Annotated in this window: 17 protein-coding genes, 1 tRNA gene and 1 pseudogene; 12 read left to right on the top strand and 7 right to left on the bottom strand. The window is 34.4% G+C overall.

Annotation, left to right across the window (positions count from 1 at the left end):
• The first annotated feature begins 1 nt into the window (after position 1).
• Complete coding sequence (gene thrC / locus HOG88_RS09085; protein ID WP_295005405.1) at positions 2–1471, top strand: threonine synthase; 1470 nt, start codon at positions 2–4, stop codon at positions 1469–1471.
• Between the two features lie 33 nt (positions 1472–1504).
• Here thrC and HOG88_RS09080 read toward each other — a convergent pair whose 3' ends face one another.
• A complete protein-coding gene (locus HOG88_RS09080; protein WP_295005403.1) occupies positions 1505–2263 on the bottom strand; it encodes a pyrroline-5-carboxylate reductase in 759 nt (252 codons plus the stop codon).
• Positions 2264–2320: 57 nt separating this feature from the next.
• Here HOG88_RS09080 and HOG88_RS09075 point away from each other — a divergent pair, with 57 nt between their 5' ends.
• Both HOG88_RS09075 and HOG88_RS09070 read left to right on the top strand, forming a co-directional pair.
• Positions 2321–3556 (top strand): glutamate-5-semialdehyde dehydrogenase, encoded by a 1236-nt coding sequence (locus HOG88_RS09075; protein WP_295005401.1) that lies wholly within the window; start codon positions 2321–2323, stop codon positions 3554–3556.
• Positions 3556–4122, top strand: coding sequence for a bifunctional precorrin-2 dehydrogenase/sirohydrochlorin ferrochelatase (locus tag HOG88_RS09070; protein WP_295005399.1), 567 nt, complete (start codon positions 3556–3558; stop codon positions 4120–4122). Before HOG88_RS09075 ends, HOG88_RS09070 begins: the two co-directional genes overlap by 1 nt.
• On the opposite strand, the gene HOG88_RS09065 is transcribed toward HOG88_RS09070, so the two are convergent.
• The 3 genes and pseudogenes from HOG88_RS09065 to HOG88_RS09055 form a co-directional block, all read right to left on the bottom strand.
• Complete coding sequence (locus tag HOG88_RS09065) at positions 4119–4955, bottom strand: glycosyl transferase (RefSeq protein WP_295005397.1); 837 nt, start codon at positions 4953–4955, stop codon at positions 4119–4121. The two genes, HOG88_RS09070 and HOG88_RS09065, sit on opposite strands and share 4 nt — an antisense overlap.
• A pseudogene (cobA, locus tag HOG88_RS09060) lies at positions 4956–5675 on the bottom strand (uroporphyrinogen-III C-methyltransferase).
• On the bottom strand, positions 5676–6752 hold the full coding sequence (locus HOG88_RS09055) for a response regulator (protein ID WP_295005395.1): 1077 nt from the start codon (positions 6750–6752) through the stop codon (positions 5676–5678).
• A 124-nt stretch (positions 6753–6876) separates the two neighbouring features.
• On the opposite strand from HOG88_RS09055, the gene rsmH reads away from it, so the two are divergent.
• From rsmH to HOG88_RS09030, 5 genes are all read left to right on the top strand, one after another.
• Positions 6877–7803, top strand: coding sequence for a 16S rRNA (cytosine(1402)-N(4))-methyltransferase RsmH (gene rsmH, locus HOG88_RS09050; protein ID WP_295005393.1), 927 nt, complete (start codon positions 6877–6879; stop codon positions 7801–7803).
• Positions 7800–8078 (top strand): hypothetical protein, encoded by a 279-nt coding sequence (locus HOG88_RS09045; RefSeq protein WP_295005391.1) that lies wholly within the window; start codon positions 7800–7802, stop codon positions 8076–8078. Before rsmH ends, HOG88_RS09045 begins: the two co-directional genes overlap by 4 nt.
• 8 nt (positions 8079–8086) lie before the next feature.
• Positions 8087–11209: an efflux RND transporter permease subunit gene (locus HOG88_RS09040; RefSeq protein WP_295005389.1), complete on the top strand. Its 3123-nt coding sequence runs from the start codon at positions 8087–8089 to the stop codon at positions 11207–11209.
• Positions 11210–11220: 11 nt separating this feature from the next.
• The gene (locus HOG88_RS09035; protein ID WP_295005387.1) at positions 11221–11664 is read left to right on the top strand and encodes a globin; all 444 of its coding nucleotides are present in this window, start codon (positions 11221–11223) and stop codon (positions 11662–11664) included.
• Between the two features lie 73 nt (positions 11665–11737).
• Positions 11738–11814, top strand: a tRNA-Ile gene (locus HOG88_RS09030).
• A 662-nt stretch (positions 11815–12476) separates the two neighbouring features.
• On the opposite strand, the gene HOG88_RS09025 is transcribed toward HOG88_RS09030, so the two are convergent.
• From HOG88_RS09025 to gatC, 3 genes are read right to left on the bottom strand one after another with little or no spacing between them, the layout of a single operon-like run.
• The gene (locus tag HOG88_RS09025) at positions 12477–13571 is read right to left on the bottom strand and encodes a type IV pilus twitching motility protein PilT (RefSeq protein ID WP_295005385.1); all 1095 of its coding nucleotides are present in this window, start codon (positions 13569–13571) and stop codon (positions 12477–12479) included.
• A complete protein-coding gene (locus HOG88_RS09020) occupies positions 13568–13909 on the bottom strand; it encodes an arsenate reductase family protein (protein WP_295005383.1) in 342 nt (113 codons plus the stop codon). Before HOG88_RS09020 ends, HOG88_RS09025 begins: the two co-directional genes overlap by 4 nt.
• A 5-nt stretch (positions 13910–13914) precedes the next feature.
• Positions 13915–14205: an Asp-tRNA(Asn)/Glu-tRNA(Gln) amidotransferase subunit GatC gene (gatC, locus tag HOG88_RS09015; RefSeq protein ID WP_295005381.1), complete on the bottom strand. Its 291-nt coding sequence runs from the start codon at positions 14203–14205 to the stop codon at positions 13915–13917.
• A gap of 121 nt (positions 14206–14326) precedes the next feature.
• Between gatC and HOG88_RS09010 the strand changes: the two genes are divergently transcribed.
• From HOG88_RS09010 to HOG88_RS08995, 4 genes are read left to right on the top strand one after another with little or no spacing between them, the layout of a single operon-like run.
• On the top strand, positions 14327–14923 hold the full coding sequence (locus HOG88_RS09010; RefSeq protein WP_295005379.1) for a hypothetical protein: 597 nt from the start codon (positions 14327–14329) through the stop codon (positions 14921–14923).
• Between the two features lie 4 nt (positions 14924–14927).
• Positions 14928–15920: a hypothetical protein gene (locus HOG88_RS09005; RefSeq protein WP_295005377.1), complete on the top strand. Its 993-nt coding sequence runs from the start codon at positions 14928–14930 to the stop codon at positions 15918–15920.
• Positions 15920–16747 (top strand): tyrosine-type recombinase/integrase, encoded by an 828-nt coding sequence (locus HOG88_RS09000; RefSeq protein WP_295005375.1) that lies wholly within the window; start codon positions 15920–15922, stop codon positions 16745–16747. Before HOG88_RS09005 ends, HOG88_RS09000 begins: the two co-directional genes overlap by 1 nt.
• Complete coding sequence (locus HOG88_RS08995; protein WP_295005374.1) at positions 16744–17217, top strand: HD domain-containing protein; 474 nt, start codon at positions 16744–16746, stop codon at positions 17215–17217. Before HOG88_RS09000 ends, HOG88_RS08995 begins: the two co-directional genes overlap by 4 nt.
• The last annotated feature ends 26 nt before the right edge of the window (positions 17218–17243 follow it).

Here is a 17243-nt window from a genome sequence, read left to right as displayed (position 1 = left end):
TATGAAATTTATACAAACTCGTGGATTTGATGGCACAAGAGCTGAAAAAGTAACATTTTCAGAAGCAATACTCTCTCCAATAGCATCCTTTGGGGGTCTTTACGTACCAGAGACTCTTCCCAACCTTGGTGAAGAATTTTTAACTAAACACCTAAAATCCTCATATAAAGAACTAGCAGCAGATGTCCTATCGCGCTTTGAGATAGATATAGATCAGAGTGTTATAGATGAAGCACTCTCTCTTTATGATAGTTTTGATGATGCATCGAACCCTGTTCCGGTTATAAAAGTACAAGAGAACCTTTTTGTAAGTGAGCTTTATCATGGCCCAACTCGTGCATTCAAAGATATGGCACTTCAACCTTTTGGAAAGATTCTTTCATCTGTTGCACAAAAAAAGAATGAAAATTATCTTATTTTAGCAGCAACTAGTGGGGACACAGGTCCTGCTGCGTTAGAGACATTTAAAAACCAGAAGAACATTCAGGTTGTTTGCATGTATCCAGCAAATGGAACTTCTGATGTGCAGAGACTTCAAATGGTTACTGAAGATGCTAGTAACTTAAAAGTTATAGGTATTAAAGGAAACTTTGACGATGCTCAGAGTGCTCTTAAGAACCTTCTTTCATCTGAGAGTTTTGAGAAGACTTTAAATGAAAAAAACATCTCTTTATCGGCTGCAAACTCTGTAAACTTTGGACGAATAATTTTTCAAATCGTATATCATATACATAACTATCTTGAACTTGTAAGACAAAACGCGACGAAGATGGGTGAAAAAGCTTATTTCAATGTTCCAAGTGGTAACTTTGGAAATGTTCTTGGAGCTTACTATGCTATGCAAATGGGGCTTCCAGTAGAAAAGCTTGTCATCGCTTCAAATAATAATAATATCTTAACTCGTCTTATCCAAACAGGTGTTTATGACATGCGTGATCAAGAATTAATTCTAACAACTTCTCCTGCTATGGATATACTTAAGTCTTCAAATGTAGAACGTGTACTGTTTGGTCTTTATGGAGCGACAAGAACTCGTGAATTAATGAATGATTTAGATACTAAGAAGATCTATACATTAACAGCGACAGAGTTAGAAAAACTTCAAGAAATTTTCGTAGCTGATTTTTGTAGTGATGAAAAAGGGAAAGAATACATCAAAAGTAATTTTGAGAATGGATACCTTATGGATCCGCATACTGCTACTTGTTTTAAAGCATATGAGAGTTGTTGTACAAAAAATATAGCGACTGTAATTTACTCAACTGCAGAGTGGACGAAGTTTTCACCTGTTATAGCAAATGCACTGACAGGTGAAAGCGATACTAAAGATATAACAGCATTAGAATCTATTTCAAAAATTGCAAGTGTTAAGATACCAAACATGATAAACGAACTCTTTAGTAAAAAAATAGTTCATAATAGTGTGATAGAAAAAGAGAGTATAGAAAAAGAGATTATAAAGTTTTTATAATCTCATTAAGCATTTAGTCTTCACTCAAGAGCATTAAAGCTCTTGAGCTTTTTTATATGCCATTTCAACGGCACTCATACACGAACTTCTCACATTCCCGTCTTCTAGTGCTCCATATCCTGCGGCAGTTGTACCACCGGGACTCATAACACCATCTTTAAGTAGTGCGGGATGTATGTCTTGTATAAGTACACCAAAACCACCAAAGAGTCCGCGCATGACAGCCATAGCATCATCGCGTTTAAGACCTTGCTTCACCGCTCCATCTGCTAATGCTTCTGCAATAAGAGCAAGATATGCTGGACCACTTCCGGCAAGACCAGTTGCAATGTCTATCTCTTTTTCACTTGCTAACCAACGAGTTGAACCAATAGACCCTAGAAGTTCTTGTGCTTCTTCTTTAAAAGCAGTATCACCTGTAAGAGTCGTCATAGACGCACGAACAGATGCTGCAAGATTAGGCATAGTTCTTATTACTGCCTCTGTACTAAAGTTGTCTTTGAGCTTTGCAAGGGAAGTTCCTGCTAAAACAGAATAAAGTACTCTCGCTTTGCCTTTAAGCCTTGCTCCAACCTCTTGTACATTTGCGGGTTTTACACAAAGAAGAAGAGTTTTATCTGTAATGTCAAAATCATCCATAAGTGATTTTTCACACTTAACATTCAATTTTTTTTCAAAATTTGCAAGTTTTTCAAGGTCGCGTCCTACGAGTTCTATCTTGTAGTCGTCTTTTAAACCCTGTGCAATACTTAGTGCCATATTGCCGTTTCCGATAAATGTAATAGTTTTCATTAAAATGCCTTAATTTTGTTTATGTTATTATAGCATTAATAAAGGTGAGGCAAAACTATGGAAAAATTTTTACAAGAAGCAAAATCGGTAAGTCGTGTTTTAAACACCTTAAGTGGTCGTAAAAAAAACAGAATACTTAGAGAAATGGCAGAAGCACTTCGTGCGAATACTATGGATTTAATGGAAGCAAACGCTATTGATATGTCTGACGGCGAGAAAAATAGTCTTACATCAGCACTTATGGATAGGCTTTATCTTGATGAGAGTCGTATAAACGCGATGGCAGTTGCTATTGAAGAGATAGCAGCACTTAAAGAAGCAGTTGGTCGTGTTTTAGATGGTTGGGTTACTGAAGATGGACTAAAGATAGAAAAAGTAAGTATTCCCATTGGCGTCATTGGAATTATTTATGAGTCTCGTCCAAATGTAACGAGTGATACAGCGGCTTTATGTTTTAAAAGCTCAAATGTATGTGTGCTTAAAGGTGGAAAAGAAGCAGAAAATTCCAACCGTGCCATAGCGAAAGTTCTCCAAGCGGTACTCGCAAAAAATGAATTACCAACAGCACTTATTTCACTGATTCCTGATTCATCTAGAGCGGGTGTTGATAAACTTATTAAAATGGATAAGTATGTTGACCTCATTATTCCTCGTGGTGGAGCAGGGCTTATCAAACATGTAAGTCAGAACGCAACTGTGAGTGTTGTAAAGCACGATAAAGGGCAGTGTCATACTTACATAGACAAAGGTGCTAAGATGGACGATGCAATTGCTATAGCCATCAATGCAAAAGTACAGCGTCCTGGCGTTTGTAATGCAATGGAGACACTTTTGGTTGATACTGCTATCGCTAAAGAAACTCTGCCATTATTGAAAGTGGCATTTGATAAGGCAGACACAGAGTTAAAAGGCTGTGCTAACACTCAGGCCATCATAGATGTTGCAAACGCGACTGAGGATGACTATAACACTGAATACCTAGCTAATATTTTAAACATAAAAGTTGTTGATGGTGTTGCTGGAGCAATCGAGCATATAGTTGAGTATGGTTCAGGTCACTCTGAAGCTATTATTACTGAGAATATTAAATCAGCAGAGAGTTTTTTAAATGCTATTGACGCGGCCGCTGTTTATGTAAACGCGAGTACACGTTTTACAGATGGTGGATCTTTTGGTTTTGGTGCTGAAGTTGGCATAAGTACTAACAAACTTCATGCTCGTGGACCTATGGGTATAGAAGGTTTGACTACTTATAAGTATAAAGTTTATGGAAGTGGACAGGTCCGACCTTAGTGAGTTACTTCCCTGCATTTATAGAACTAAATAACAAGAGAATTTTACTCGTAGGTGGTGGAGTTATCGCCTGTGAGAAGTTATCGCGTTTACTAGATTTTAGCAGGGACATAGAAATTATATCTTTAGAATTTTGTGATGAAATGAAAGAGTCTATAAAGTTACATGGACTAATGCACGAACAACGTCCTTATGTAAAAGGTGATATAAAAGAGTATGCTATGGTAATTGTAGCAGTAGACGATATACCTCTTCAGAAAATTATTTATGATGAGTCTCAAAATCTAAAGTGTTTGTGCAATGCTGTAGATTCTGTTGATTACTGTGACTTTATATTTCCCTCATACATTAAAGAGGGTGATTTGACCCTTGCTATTTCTACTTCAGGTTCTTCTCCTGCATTTGCAAAGTACTTTAAAGCATACTTGCGAGAACTTATTCCCTCTAATATTAGTAATTTTTTAGGTGAGATGAGAGACCTTCGTAAAATACTTCCTAAGGGAAAAGAACGAATGGCATTTCTCGATGAGAAAGTGAAAAATTACATGAATAAGATTAAAAGTTAAGAGAGACTTTTAAAGGCTTCTTCAATTGTGATAAACTTTTTACATACAAAAAGAAATATCGCTGCATTTAGTTTTGCTAATCCTGACAGATCCTCTTGAGAAATAATTCCATAATCAGCAGGGTCAACATCGTACTCTGTAGTTTCTCCCTCCTCGCTGATCCATAAGGTACCTTTTTTAAAGAGTTCCGGTGTCCCTTCATTCCCTTGAATCAAAGCAAATCGTTTATATCTTGAAGAAAAAATAGCATTGTATTTTGCAACATAAGGTTTGTGATGAACTCCAGTTATCGCAAATTCACTTTTACTTATATTTGGAAGTTTTTCTATGGTGTTTATCCCACTTCTTAGAGCTAAACGGATACGCAAATCCGTAAGTTTATGCAGAGAGGGGGAGTACATGTTTCTATCAAAAAAGTGTATGTTTGAAGTGAGTTTAGTAGTTGTGCATAGCTCCTTAGTTGTGACACCATACTTTGCAGGTTGAAGCTTATCTCCAAGTACGACTAATTGTAAGTCGGTCTCAGTAAGAATTTTTCCTATAAGTGGAAGAAGGTATGGATTTTTAGCTTTGCCATCAAATGGATATCCAAGTTCAATAGAGTTTTTGACTTCACTGTGTAAGCAAAATGAATCAAGTGCACTGAGTGCTCCTTGAAACTCTTCTATAGTCTCAGGTTTCATTCTCCAACCAAGTAAAAACGCAGAGATTAACTCTGGATGCACTTCTTCTTTGAGTATTTGAGTCATCATCTCTTCACTCTCAGTAAAACTCAAATCTCGGTTACCTCTAGGGCCTGTTCCTACCGCTTTTATAAATTTGTTAAAATTCATTTATTTTTCCTCAAACCATTTAAGTTTTTCTCGTAACTCTACAACTCTTCCAACAACAGTTATTGCGGGTGTTGCTATGCCTTGTGCTTTGTGTACTCTGTTCTCACACTACAACTTGTTCCTGGGTCGTTCCTTTTGATATTGCAGCACAAGGATACTCAGGTGGTTTTCCAATCTCCATAAGTTTTATAGAAATTTTTTGAAAGTTATGAAGTCCCATTAAAAAAATAAGAGTTTCATCAGTTTTAAAGTTTCTTCATTCTATTTGAGAATTTTCTTTTTGTGACTCATGACCTGTTATAACTTAAAACTAGCAGAGATAGCACGGTGTGTTTCAGGGATTCCAGCATAGGCGGGGACACTTATTGCAGAAGTGATACCAGGAATAATATCAAAACTTACATCTCTTTGTTGTAGATAAAGAGGTTCTTCTGAACCTCTCCCAAAAACAAATGGATCGCCACCTTTGAGCCTTACTACACACTTATGAATAAGAGAGCTCTCGTAGATGATGGCGTTTATTTCATCTTGGGGCATTATATGATGTTTATTTTCTTTCCCAACATAGATGAACTTGCATCCATCTTGAGCTTCTTTGAGAATTTTTGGATTTGCTAATTTATCGTAGATGATAACATCCGCTTTTTGTATAACTTTAAGAGCTTTAGTTGTAAGCAGGTCTATATCTCCAGGACCAGTTCCTAAGTAGACCTTGGACATCTATTGGTATTCTTTGATGTCTTGTATAAGAGCTTCAACATGAAATTTGTATTGGCTAGTCAGTGAAAGATAGCTTCTTTCTTGTGTATCGCTTAGAGCCACTTTTATATCTGAGGCTATTGCATTAAGTGGATTTGCCCCAATATTTGCTGTTATACCTATGATATCAAGAAGGTACTCGTCCGCTTCTTTTAGTTTTCCAAAATGTAGTAAATCACCAAGTGTATCTGTCGAATTTTCATAAGTTTGTATAAACTCATTTAAAATATCACGATAAAACTCTTCATCACCACCACAAGTTTGGAGCCCTTGTTCACCATTTAAATCTTTAGTCATCACAACCTGTAAAAAATCAGAATCATCTTCTGTAGCTTTGTTTCTAGTATAAGCATAGAAGATGTCATAAAGAGATTCCATTCTTAAAGGTTTTTCTAGCTGTTCAGCCATACCCGCCCTTTTCATTTTTGCAATGTCATCACTTGCTGTATCACCACTAAGAGCTACTACTAAAATATGATCATATTTAGGGATACTTCTAATGATTCTAGTCGCCTCAAAACCATCCATTATAGGCATATGCGCATCCATAAGAATAAGTAAAAAGTCACTATCTTGCTTAAGTATTTCTAATGCTTCTTGTCCATCATCTACAATGACAAGTTCTATGCCACTTCCCGCTAAAAGTCCTGCCAAAACTTTTTGGTTTATCAGATTGTCTTCTGCAATTAAAATTCTTTGTCCTGAAAATTCTGTAAATTTTTGTTTGGTTATTTTATCATGTTTTGGAACATCTCTTTTTGTAATCGTTTTATCACTTTTTCTTCTTTGCTCTTCCGGTTCTTCAACAGTAGTTTTTAGAGATGGACCGAAATCTCCCTCTTCACTTCCACTAAGATCTATCTGAGGGGCAATTTGAACTTCTGTTTTAATGCTTTGTGATGTAATAGCTTCTTCCTTAACACTATTAGTATCTAACTGAGTTCTTGTATCTTTTTTAAGTGCAAGAAAAACTACAACTAAACAAATAGCAACAATAATAGTAATAATAATAATCTCATTCTGAAATTCTAATAACATAAAGACAGCACCTCTTTTTCTTTATAATACAATATTAAGATTTAAATGTAAATTATTTTTTATTAGTATTTTTGCATAAAAATGATGTATAATTGTAGATATAACTCTCTCAGTAAGGTTTTTTGTGCAAAATATTCCCCATATTCCAGTTTTATACCATGAAGTCATCGAAGCTTTTAGTGATATTGAAAATGGGATTATTATAGATTGTACTATGGGTTATGGAGGGCATTCGTCAATGATATTAGATGCCAATCCAAACATCTCCCTCATAGCAATTGACCAAGATCAAACAGCTATAGACTTTTCTACTGAGCGCTTAGCGAAGTATGGTGACAGAGTAGAGATACGAAAAGGTCGTTTCTCAAATGTTATAAAAGAGATTTTGAGTGAAGTAAATAACGAAGATATTAAAGGTGTTTTAGCTGACATCGGTGTTTCTTCTCTACAGCTTGACCATAAAGAAAGAGGGTTTTCTTATGAAAGTGAAACACTTGATATGAGAATGGACAAAGATGCTCCCTTATCTGCATCTGAGGTTGTCAATGAATACTCAACAAAGGAACTAGAAAACATACTTTTAGAGTATGGAGAACTAAGAAACTATAAAAAAATAGCACAAACCATTACTAAACATAGACCTTTCTCTTCAGCAAGAGAGCTAAGTGACACACTAAAACCAGATATGCCTCACGGTAAAAAAATCCATCCTGCGACACTTCTTATGCAAGCAATTCGTATAGAAGTTAATGATGAGTTAGGTGAATTAAAGTCTCTTTTATCAAGCATTAAAGAAGCAAGGTTAAACAGAGCAAAAATTGCTATCATCTCTTTTCATTCTCTTGAGGACCGTATAGTAAAACAAGCATTTTCTTCTTGGACTAAGTCTTGTATCTGTCCTGCTGAAGCCTTTAGATGTGAATGTGGTAATAACCATAAAATGGGAAAAACACTCACGAAAAAACCACTTATGGCACAAGATGATGAACTCAAAGAAAATGGACGAAGCAGAAGTGCAAAAATGAGACTCTTCGGGATGAATATTAGATGAGTGATAAGAGTGAACTATTAGATGAATTAGATACTATTTTTATCACAAAAAGAAAATTAAATTTTAACTACTTTTTATATATTTTTCTTATCTTATCTTTTATTACTATGTTTTCGTTTCCAAAAGTGTATATAACCCAACAGATTTACTTCCAGAGTAGGGATATTTCAAAGCTTAAACGCGAGTATGAAACACTTAAAGAAGAAAACAAAATTATAACTGCCTCGGTTGAAGCTATCCGATTTAAAAATCAAATTTTAGATACACTTTTTTAGGATAGAGAATGATTCGTAAATTTATAGAATTTTCAATAGAAAAGCCACTTTTAAACCATATACTTTTAATCTTTATATTTATGCTTTCTGTATTTGCTTATCTTAACATTTCAAAAGAGATATTTCCACCTACTCAGATGGATAAGATTTCTATTCGAGGCGGTTATGCTGGAACTTCTGCTGATGTTCTCGATAAGATGGTCGTTCAGAGTATAGAAGACGATTTACAGAATATTGATGAGCTTGAGGAGATAAAGACTAGTATAAAAAATGGCTCTTTTAGTATTCGTTCGGACATAAAGTCAGGGTCTGATAACATTAGTGTTTTAAATGACATAAAAGACATCGTCAGTAGTATACAAAAAGACTTACCCTCTGACATGGCTGAACCTATAGCAAAGATAAGTACACATGCTTTTCCTCTTGTTCTTATAGCCCTTTCTGGAGATGTTGATAGAAATGTTCTACTCCAACATGCTGATGAACTTAAAAGTGAGTTAAGCCAGTTTAAAGACCTAAGCGAAATAGTCATACGTGGAAACTCGGATGAAGAGTTAGACATAAAGCTAAATAACGACAAGATAAAGGCTTATGGGCTAGAACCATCTTTAGTTATATCTTCCATTAAAAATATCAGTTCAATCTTTCCAATAGGTACTATCAAACAAAAAGCACATCATCTTTATATTTCAACATATAATGGTGAAAAGAATAAAGAAGATATTGTAAACACCATCATAAGAGTAGGCAATGTTAAGGTACGAATCGGAGATGTAGCGGATGTCGCGTTTACCTTAAGTGACGAGATAGAACTTTCTCACTATAACGGTAAGAGAAACATATCTATAAATGTTACTAAGAGTAAAAATGGAAATGCGATAGCTCTTGTAAAGGATATAAGAAAACTTCTTAAAGAGAAAAAACTGCAGCATAGTGAGTTAGAGTACAGCATATATACTGATACCTCTATCTGGATAAAAAACCGTTTAAATACTGTCTTCTCTAACATCGCTTTTGGGCTTATGCTAGTTTTTATAGCTATGCTAATCTTTATCAACCGTGGTATCGCGTTTGTAGTTGCTTTGGGAATACCTGTAAGTTTTATGATAGGACTAATCGCCACTGAAATTATGGGTGACAGTATAAATATGCTTTCTCTTTTAGGGGCACTTATAGCACTTGGAATGCTCGTTGATGAGGCTATTATTGTAGCTGAGAATATCTATAGGCATTTAGAAGCGGGTATGGAAAGAAAAGAAGCTGTTATAGTAGGAGCATCAGAGATGTTTCCAGCAGTACTTACTGCAACGCTTACTACTGTGTTCGCTTTTTTACCGATGCTGATGATGACAGGTTCTATGGGAATGTTTATTAAAATCATTCCTATTATGATAACGGTACTTCTGCTTTCTTCATTGTTTGAAGCTTTTTACTTCTTACCACTGCACGCTCATCAGTTTCTCAGAGTTGCAAAAAAAGAGAGTTTTACAAAGAAGTTTTGGACAAGAATGTATGAACTTTATAGTAGGCTTTTGCACTTTTTGTTTAGAAGACGATATCTTTCCTTATTTCTGATGGTAACCACTATTCTCTTTTCAACGGTATTTATGATAAAACAATCTAAATTTCAGCTCTTTCCAGACTTTGATACTACTCAGGTTTATGTTTATGGAAAAGTAAATATTAACAATGAACTAAAAGAGACAGAAAAAGTAGTGACTAAACTAGAGGATATATTGGTTGGAAATCTAAATAAACGTGATGTTTCATCTATCACTTCGGTAGTCGGTTTTAAGATGGATTCTAAAAACAGAGCTGAGGTTGGTGAAAATATGTTTCACATCTTTATAGACCTCAAAGAGAGAGCTCCCATAAACTTTTTTGAGAAGTATATAAGCCCTATACTTTCCATAGAGTATGATGCTTCAGTAAAGGTACGAAAACTTGAAGCAAGAGCAATTGCTAAAGAAGTTAAAGCACTTATTAAAGATATGTACGATTTAAAAGATAAAAATAATAATGCTGTTTTTGAAGAGTTGGTTGTAAAAGTACCTGGTGCTGGTGTCGTTGCTCATGACATAAAAATATCATTAAGTTCTAAAGAAAACAAAGATGTCGTGAAAGATTTAAAATACTTAGAAGAAGAGTTTGCAAAGATAGATGGTGTTTATAGTATCTCTGATGATGCGGACCTTGGTGAAAAAGAATTGAAACTTAGAGTGAATAGATATGGACAAGAGTTAGGTTTTAACGAAGAGATAGTTTCAGGAGAACTCAGAGCATACTATCTTAAAGGTGAGTATGGAAAACTCTTTAACCAAAATGGGCTCATTCGCATAAAACTCGAAAGTGCTATTAACAAAGATGTAAGTTCTATAAATAAAATAGAGTTAAAGGTGCCTTTTAAAAACGAGTATGTAGCCCTTAAAGATATTTGTGAGTTTATCTATGTACAAAGTTTTGTAACACTCAAAAAAGAAGATGGAATACGTATGCGCAGTCTTTATGCCTCCATAGAAAAAGGAATGACTACATCTTCTGAAATCATGAAGAAAATGAAACCTGCCTTTGATAAAGTAAGAGAAAAGGGTTTAACACTAGAGATAAAAGGTGAAGAAAAAGAGAATAACAAAAATAAAAAAGAGATGATGCAGTCAGCTCTTATGGCACTATTTTTGATTTTCATTACCCTTGTATGGCTTTTTGACTCCATAAAAAAACCTCTCATTGTCATAAGTACTATACCTCTTGTTTTACTTGGCGTTTACTTTGGACACTGGGTCATGGGTTTAAACCTTACAATGCCAGGTCTTATAGGAGTTGTAGGACTTGCTGGAGTTGTTGTAAATGATGGAATCATCATGGTCGACTTTATAAAAAATGCAACAAACACCGAGGAGTTGATGAGTAGAGCAAAGACACGTCTTCGCCCTATACTCTTGACATCATTAACAACCGTTCTGGGACTCTTAACACTGATATTTTTTGCTTCAGGACAAGCAATGATCCTTCAGCCAATGGCAGTCTCGTTAGGCTTTGGTATAGCATGGGCAACTGTGCTAAACCTACTCTATGTACCACTACTGCACTCGGTAGTGTATAAAATAAAACCACCAGTTACATTAAATTAAGGAAAAATAAAATGAATTTAGAAATATCACTAGGAATATTTGGACAACAACGTCCTCCTGTTACAAAACCAATACCAGAGTTTTTACTAGAAGTAGGGGAGCAAGGTATACGAGATCTTGTTTCAAAGCATTATGACTCAATTAAAACGAGTAATATTAGAGACATATTTCCAGCGGATGATGCAGTGTTTGAAGAAGCAAAAACACACTCTTCGGACTTCTTTATACAGATATGTGGAGGACCTGCACACTTCAACAAAAATCGTGGAGCACCTCAAATGGTTGCTCGTCATGGACCTTTTCGTATAGATGCAGCTGCAAGAATAACTTGGTTAGGACTTTATAAACCACTTATTTTAGAGCTAAAAGAGAATGGAGTAACAGAAAAATCTCTGAATTCTTTATGGGGATATTTAAATGTATTTTCAATTTGGATGATAAACACACCAAATTAGCTTATAGTAAGCAGTATCTAAGCTACTGCTCTGTATAATTTCGACCTATTAAGCATATGCTTTTTTAGACAGTGGGTCTTTAGCTCAGTTGGTTAGAGCCCTCCGCTCATAACGGAGTGGTCATGTGTTCGAGTCACATAGGACCCACCACTTACAAACCGCCTAAACTAGGCACTTCAATCACATTTTAAAAATCAACTTATCGTTTAAGTTTTCATTAGGGTACTTCCTAGGGTACATCTTTGTAGTTTTAAATTACGAATAATCATTTTGTTTACTTAGTCCCAATTACTTTCAAAACATTTGAACACGCCAATTCTATTTTATGTATATACTTAAAAATTCTACTAATTTATATGATCTGTAAAATCATTTAATCTTAAGAAGTGGATGAATATCTACTTTTATGCAGTTTTTTTAGGAGATATTTCTTTGATTATGAGAGCTATGGAAGAAATACAAAAAAGCATCCTACTCCTTCAATATTTATTCTTGATGAAAAATCTCTTTGCTAAATAATAAGTGAAATTATTTTAGGATATTTTAGTAAAAGTTAGTTTTTCAGGACTGACTATGTATTTGATGAAATACGTGGAGTTTATTTTGAGAGTTCTAAGATGATTCCTCTTATCTCATCTTTGTCAAAGAATATATTTCTTGCAAGTTCACTATTAAATTTATTAAGGAGAGAGGTCTTTTTAGCAACTGCTGCTTTTGGATTATTTCATCATCCATAAGCAACCTTTTATCATCTTTTTTTTAAAATAAAACATAAAGATTTTAAACTTAGTAATATATGTCTGTAGAGATTTTTAAAGATCCCTTAATGCTTTGGCTATCTCTTCTGGTCTATTCGCATTTTTAATAGCATTCTCTTTAGAGATGATATTCTTGCTAAGTAGGTCTAATAGTTGTTGTGTTTGTGTTGTCATTTTAGTCTCTTGTTGGTTTAGTTGCATTTGAGAGTAGATTTGGTGTACTTTATCTTCACGAATTTGATTTTGAATCGCAGGATTTGTAATGAGAATCTCTTGTGTTGCAACTTTTCCACTTCCTATTATAGGAATAAGTGTCTGTGAAATTACCGCTATCAGTGAAGTTGCAAGTTGTGCACGCACCTGACCCTGTTCTTCTCCAACAAAAACATCGATAATACGGTTAATAGTACCTGGTGCAGAGTTAGTATGGAGTGTTCCAAAAACTAAGTGACCTGTTTCAGCAGCTGTTAACGCGGCACTAATAGTTTCAGCGTCACGCATTTCCCCAATGAGGATAATATCTGGATCTTGTCTTAGTGCATACTTAAGGGCTGCTGCGAAAGATTTAGTATTTGTTCCTACATCACGTTGTGAAAAGAGCGATTTATCATTTTTATGTACAAACTCCACCGGATCTTCAACTGTGATAATATGACGGCGTTCTGTTCTATTGATCTCATGAAGCATTGAAGCAAGAGTTGTTGATTTACCAGAACCTGTTGGTCCCGTTACCAGTATTAGCCCTTTTTCTTTTTTAATAAGTTCTTTAAAGATTGGAGGATTTCCATAATCATCAAGCGTAGGAATCTCAATAGGAATCATACGAAAGGCACAAGCAATACCGTGAATAGTACGATAATAGTTCGCACGAAAACGCCCAATATCAGTAAGTTCAAATGAAAAGTCTAGTTCATTTTCTTCTTCAAATACCTTTTTTTGTTTCTCTTCGAGAAGTGAATATGCCATTTCTTCTATGTCTTTAGCATCCATAACTGGAAGATTCAGGGCTCTAAGCTCTTTGTCTATTCTTATCTGTGGTTCACTTCCTACGACGAGGTGAAGGTCAGATGACTTAAATGCGAGAACACTCTTGAGGAGTTTCTTTATATCTAGTTTTTTACTAGGCTCTGTTGGTACTTCTTCACTCATTTAAAAATCCTTGTATAAATTTCTTCTTTAAAGCCTACAATAACTTCATCTTTATACTCAATGACTGGACGCTTAATGAGCAGGTTTTCTTTGCAGAGCCACTTCTCTTGTTCTTCTTCATTAAGGTTTAACTCTTTAAGCTTTAAGTTTCTATATGTGGTACTTCTTGCATTAAAAAGAGTTTTCATATCTGTTTTAGTAAGCCATCTGGATATTGTATCACAAGATAGCTTTTGTGTTTTAAAATCGAAGATTTCGTAAGGAATATTGTTGTTTTTAAAGAATGAAACTGCTTTTTTTACACTGTCGCAGTTCTTAATACCATAAATAGTTATCATAGTATTTAATCGATAATTTTTGGAACGATAAAGAAATCGTCACCACTATTAGGAGCATTTTTTAAAATATCTTCACTAACACTGGTACTTGAAACAATCGTGTCTTCTCTGAGTTGTGTGCTCTTGTCACTCATCGCAAAGTTATTATCAACACCATCTGTATCAAGTCCACTAAGGTTATCTACAAAGTTTACTATTTCAGAAAGCTCGCAGAGGATGTCTTCGCGTTTATCATCGCTAACTTTTAAAAAAGATAATTTTTCTAGTTTTTTAAGAAGTTCATTGTCTACTTGCATTGTATTTCCTATTTTGATTGTTATTCATTTTGTTTAATTTTATCATATATTTGATAAAACTTTAACACAATATTCGATAACATAATGAACTTTTAATAATATAGATAAAGAAGGATAATTTTTGAGTATTAAAAACGATATACAGATGGTAAAAGAAGAGCTAAATTCAGAAGAAAAGTTTTTTGAAAAAGCGGTAATGACAGAAAGATTTGTTAAAAAGTATAAGGGCCTTATGATAGGTTCTGTGGTGGCTGTTGTCTTTTTTGTTGCAGGTAATATAGCATATACGATAAATGAGCAAAATACTTTAAAAGCAACAAATAAAGCACTAAACGAACTTCAAATAAATCCTGCGAACAGTGTGGCACTTGATGAACTTAAATCTCTAAGTCCAGTGTTAAGTGATGCATGGTTGTATTCTCAGGCTATAGCACAGAAAGATATAGCGAGTTTAGAAAAACTTAAAAATTCTGAGTCACCTCTTATTGGTGATTTAGCATCATATGAGTTGGCTCAAAATTCTGCTGATGTTTCTGCTCTTAATGCTTACTCAAGTAAGCAAGATGCTGTTTATAGAGACTTAGCACAGGTACTAAGTGCAGTAAAACTGATAAATACTCAAAAAATAGATGAGGCACAGCGGAAGCTAAGTATGATTAGCGTCGATTCTCCTCTTTCCCAAGTAGCAAAAGCATTGATGCACTACGGGGTAAAGTAGAGTTTTGAATAAATATTTTTTTATTTTATTACCTTTGGTATTTCTTTTTTCAGCTTGTAGTACAAAACAAGTTTTCGAACCTAAAAAACTAGGAAGTGATTGGGAGAAGTATGAAGACGAGAAAAAAGACATTATTGATACTTCTTCAAATGTGGCACTCTTGGAAAATTTACAGGTGCTTACCAAAGAGGGTATAATCGATGCAGATATAAATGCTTCTAACCGTCTTATTTCACTAAGTGATGGTTGGGTAATAAGTGCCTCAATAGATGGGAATTTATATCTTACATCTAAAGAAGATAAAACACTAGTAAAAAAGCTTGTTTTAGAAAAGACAATCGCTGGGGCAAGTGTAAAAGACGATGAAGTGGCTGTTCTCTTTGCTGATAATGAAATAGCACTTTATAGTTTAGAATCTAAAAAGCTTCTTTTTAAAGAGGCAGGGGCAAAGTTTATAGCTTCCGACTCTCGTATAGTAAATCCACACTTTATGAAAGGTCTTGTTCTGTTCGCAACACTTGATGGTAAAATTGTCATCGTAAATAGTGAACTTAAAAAAAGACTGAGAACTATTATAGTATCTTCAGAAGATAACTTTAACAATATAATTTCATTAAATATCCTTAAAAATAAAATAATAGCTGCAACTGGACATAAAATACTTTCCCTAGCACAAGAAGAAATCCGTGAAAAGTATGAAATAAGAAATATAGCTTATGATGAGACAAATATTTTTATCACGACTAAGCAGGGAGAAGTTTTATCTTTAACTTCAGACCTTCAGGTGGTGCTTAAAGAGAAGTTTCCTTTTGCACACTTTTATGGGGTTGTCTCAAATGGAGATAAAATTTATGTTTTAGAAAAAGAGGGATATATGATAATCCTTGATAAAAATAGTTTCGAGTACACTGTTCATGAAGTAGATTTTGACGATGGGTTTATATTTACAACTGATAAAGATTTTTATATAGATAATAAAAAAATACTTACAGAGTAATGTCAAAAGAGTTAGAGGCATTCTTAGAGTATATAAGTGTCACAAAGGCACTTAGTAAGAAAACTGTAGAAGCTTATAAAAATGACCTTCTGATGGTTGAAGAAAATGCAAAAAAACCTCTTATAGAACTTGATTCACCTAAGCTTCTAGCTGTTTTGAGTTTTTATAAAAATAAGCGCACACTCAACCGAAAACTATCCTCTATAAATGCTTTTTTTGACTTCTGTTATAAACAAAGATTTCAGACTCAAAAGAGTAAACTGAAGTTTGCAAAAATACCTAAACTTTTACCAAAGTTTTTGTCTTATGAGAAGATACAAACTGGTCTAGATATGTGTGATAGGACTAGTGTCTTAGGTCAGAGAGATTATGCACTTATGCTTTTTTTGTATGCAAGTGGGGCACGAATTAGTGAATGCTTGGAGATAAGTCGTAACGATATAGAAGACGAGTGGCTTTACATAAGACACGCTAAAGGTGAAAAAGAGAGAGTAGTCCCTTTGGCGAAAATTGCTAAAGATGAAATAAAAAACTACCTTGATATGCTTAGTGTAGATAAAGAGTATATATGGTGTAATTACAGAGGAGAGAAGTTAAGTCGAATAAGTGCTTACAAAATAACACAGAAGTACTTAGGTGTATCTCCTCATGTGTTAAGACATTCTTATGCAACTTCCTTGATAACAGGAGGAGCAGACTTGCGAGTTGTCCAAGAGTTACTAGGGCACTCCTCGCTTTTGAGTACACAGATATATACACATATACAAAAACAGGATTTAAAAGATACTGTTGATGTTTACCACCCAATGACAAAGGAGTCTTTATGAGTGAAGTTAATAACAAGATCTTTTCATTTGCTTTTTTAAACTCTCTTTTTTGTACACAGAACAAATGGCATCAGCATGGTGTATTAATACATACTCTTCGTGTGACTTACTATGTACTTAAGGCTAGAGATTTTAAGTTTTTAGCAGCTGCATTACTTCATGATGTAGGAAAACCATATAGTGCATTTAAAAAAGATAAAGAAGATTATGAATTTCATGAGTGGAGTTTTACTGACCATGAAGAAAGAAGTTATCAGATAATAAAATCATGGCCCTTCGTAAGAGAATATACAAAAAATATAGTACGCTATCATTATCTTATACGTGATATAAAAAAGTCTAAGAAAGAAAACTTAAACAGATATGCTCAAAAACAAAAAATTTGGGACTCTTTAGATGATGTAATGCACAAAGATTTACATCAGTTTTTAGAGTATGATGATAGAGGTAAGGGAAAGTTTAAAAGGTAGTGAATTTAACACTAACGTAACATTAT

Source organism: Sulfurimonas sp., assembly GCF_018698455.1.
Classification (GTDB): Bacteria; Campylobacterota; Campylobacteria; order Campylobacterales; family Sulfurimonadaceae; genus Sulfurimonas.
Note: the sequence above shows the minus strand (reverse complement) of the source record. Positions and strands in the feature narration are given on the sequence as shown.

Coding starts and splice junctions, on each gene's coding strand:
- thrC (WP_295005405.1), top strand. CDS start 2: ATGAAATTTATACAAACTCGTGGATTTGATGGCACAAGAGCTGAAAAA.
- HOG88_RS09080 (WP_295005403.1), bottom strand. CDS start 2,263: ATGAAAACTATTACATTTATCGGAAACGGCAATATGGCACTAAGTATT.
- HOG88_RS09075 (WP_295005401.1), top strand. CDS start 2,321: ATGGAAAAATTTTTACAAGAAGCAAAATCGGTAAGTCGTGTTTTAAAC.
- HOG88_RS09065 (WP_295005397.1), bottom strand. CDS start 4,955: ATGAATTTTAACAAATTTATAAAAGCGGTAGGAACAGGCCCTAGAGGT.
- HOG88_RS09055 (WP_295005395.1), bottom strand. CDS start 6,752: ATGTTATTAGAATTTCAGAATGAGATTATTATTATTACTATTATTGTT.
- HOG88_RS09045 (WP_295005391.1), top strand. CDS start 7,800: ATGAGTGATAAGAGTGAACTATTAGATGAATTAGATACTATTTTTATC.
- HOG88_RS09040 (WP_295005389.1), top strand. CDS start 8,087: ATGATTCGTAAATTTATAGAATTTTCAATAGAAAAGCCACTTTTAAAC.
- HOG88_RS09035 (WP_295005387.1), top strand. CDS start 11,221: ATGAATTTAGAAATATCACTAGGAATATTTGGACAACAACGTCCTCCT.
- HOG88_RS09025 (WP_295005385.1), bottom strand. CDS start 13,571: ATGAGTGAAGAAGTACCAACAGAGCCTAGTAAAAAACTAGATATAAAG.
- HOG88_RS09020 (WP_295005383.1), bottom strand. CDS start 13,909: ATGATAACTATTTATGGTATTAAGAACTGCGACAGTGTAAAAAAAGCA.
- gatC (WP_295005381.1), bottom strand. CDS start 14,205: ATGCAAGTAGACAATGAACTTCTTAAAAAACTAGAAAAATTATCTTTT.
- HOG88_RS09000 (WP_295005375.1), top strand. CDS start 15,920: ATGTCAAAAGAGTTAGAGGCATTCTTAGAGTATATAAGTGTCACAAAG.
- HOG88_RS08995 (WP_295005374.1), top strand. CDS start 16,744: ATGAGTGAAGTTAATAACAAGATCTTTTCATTTGCTTTTTTAAACTCT.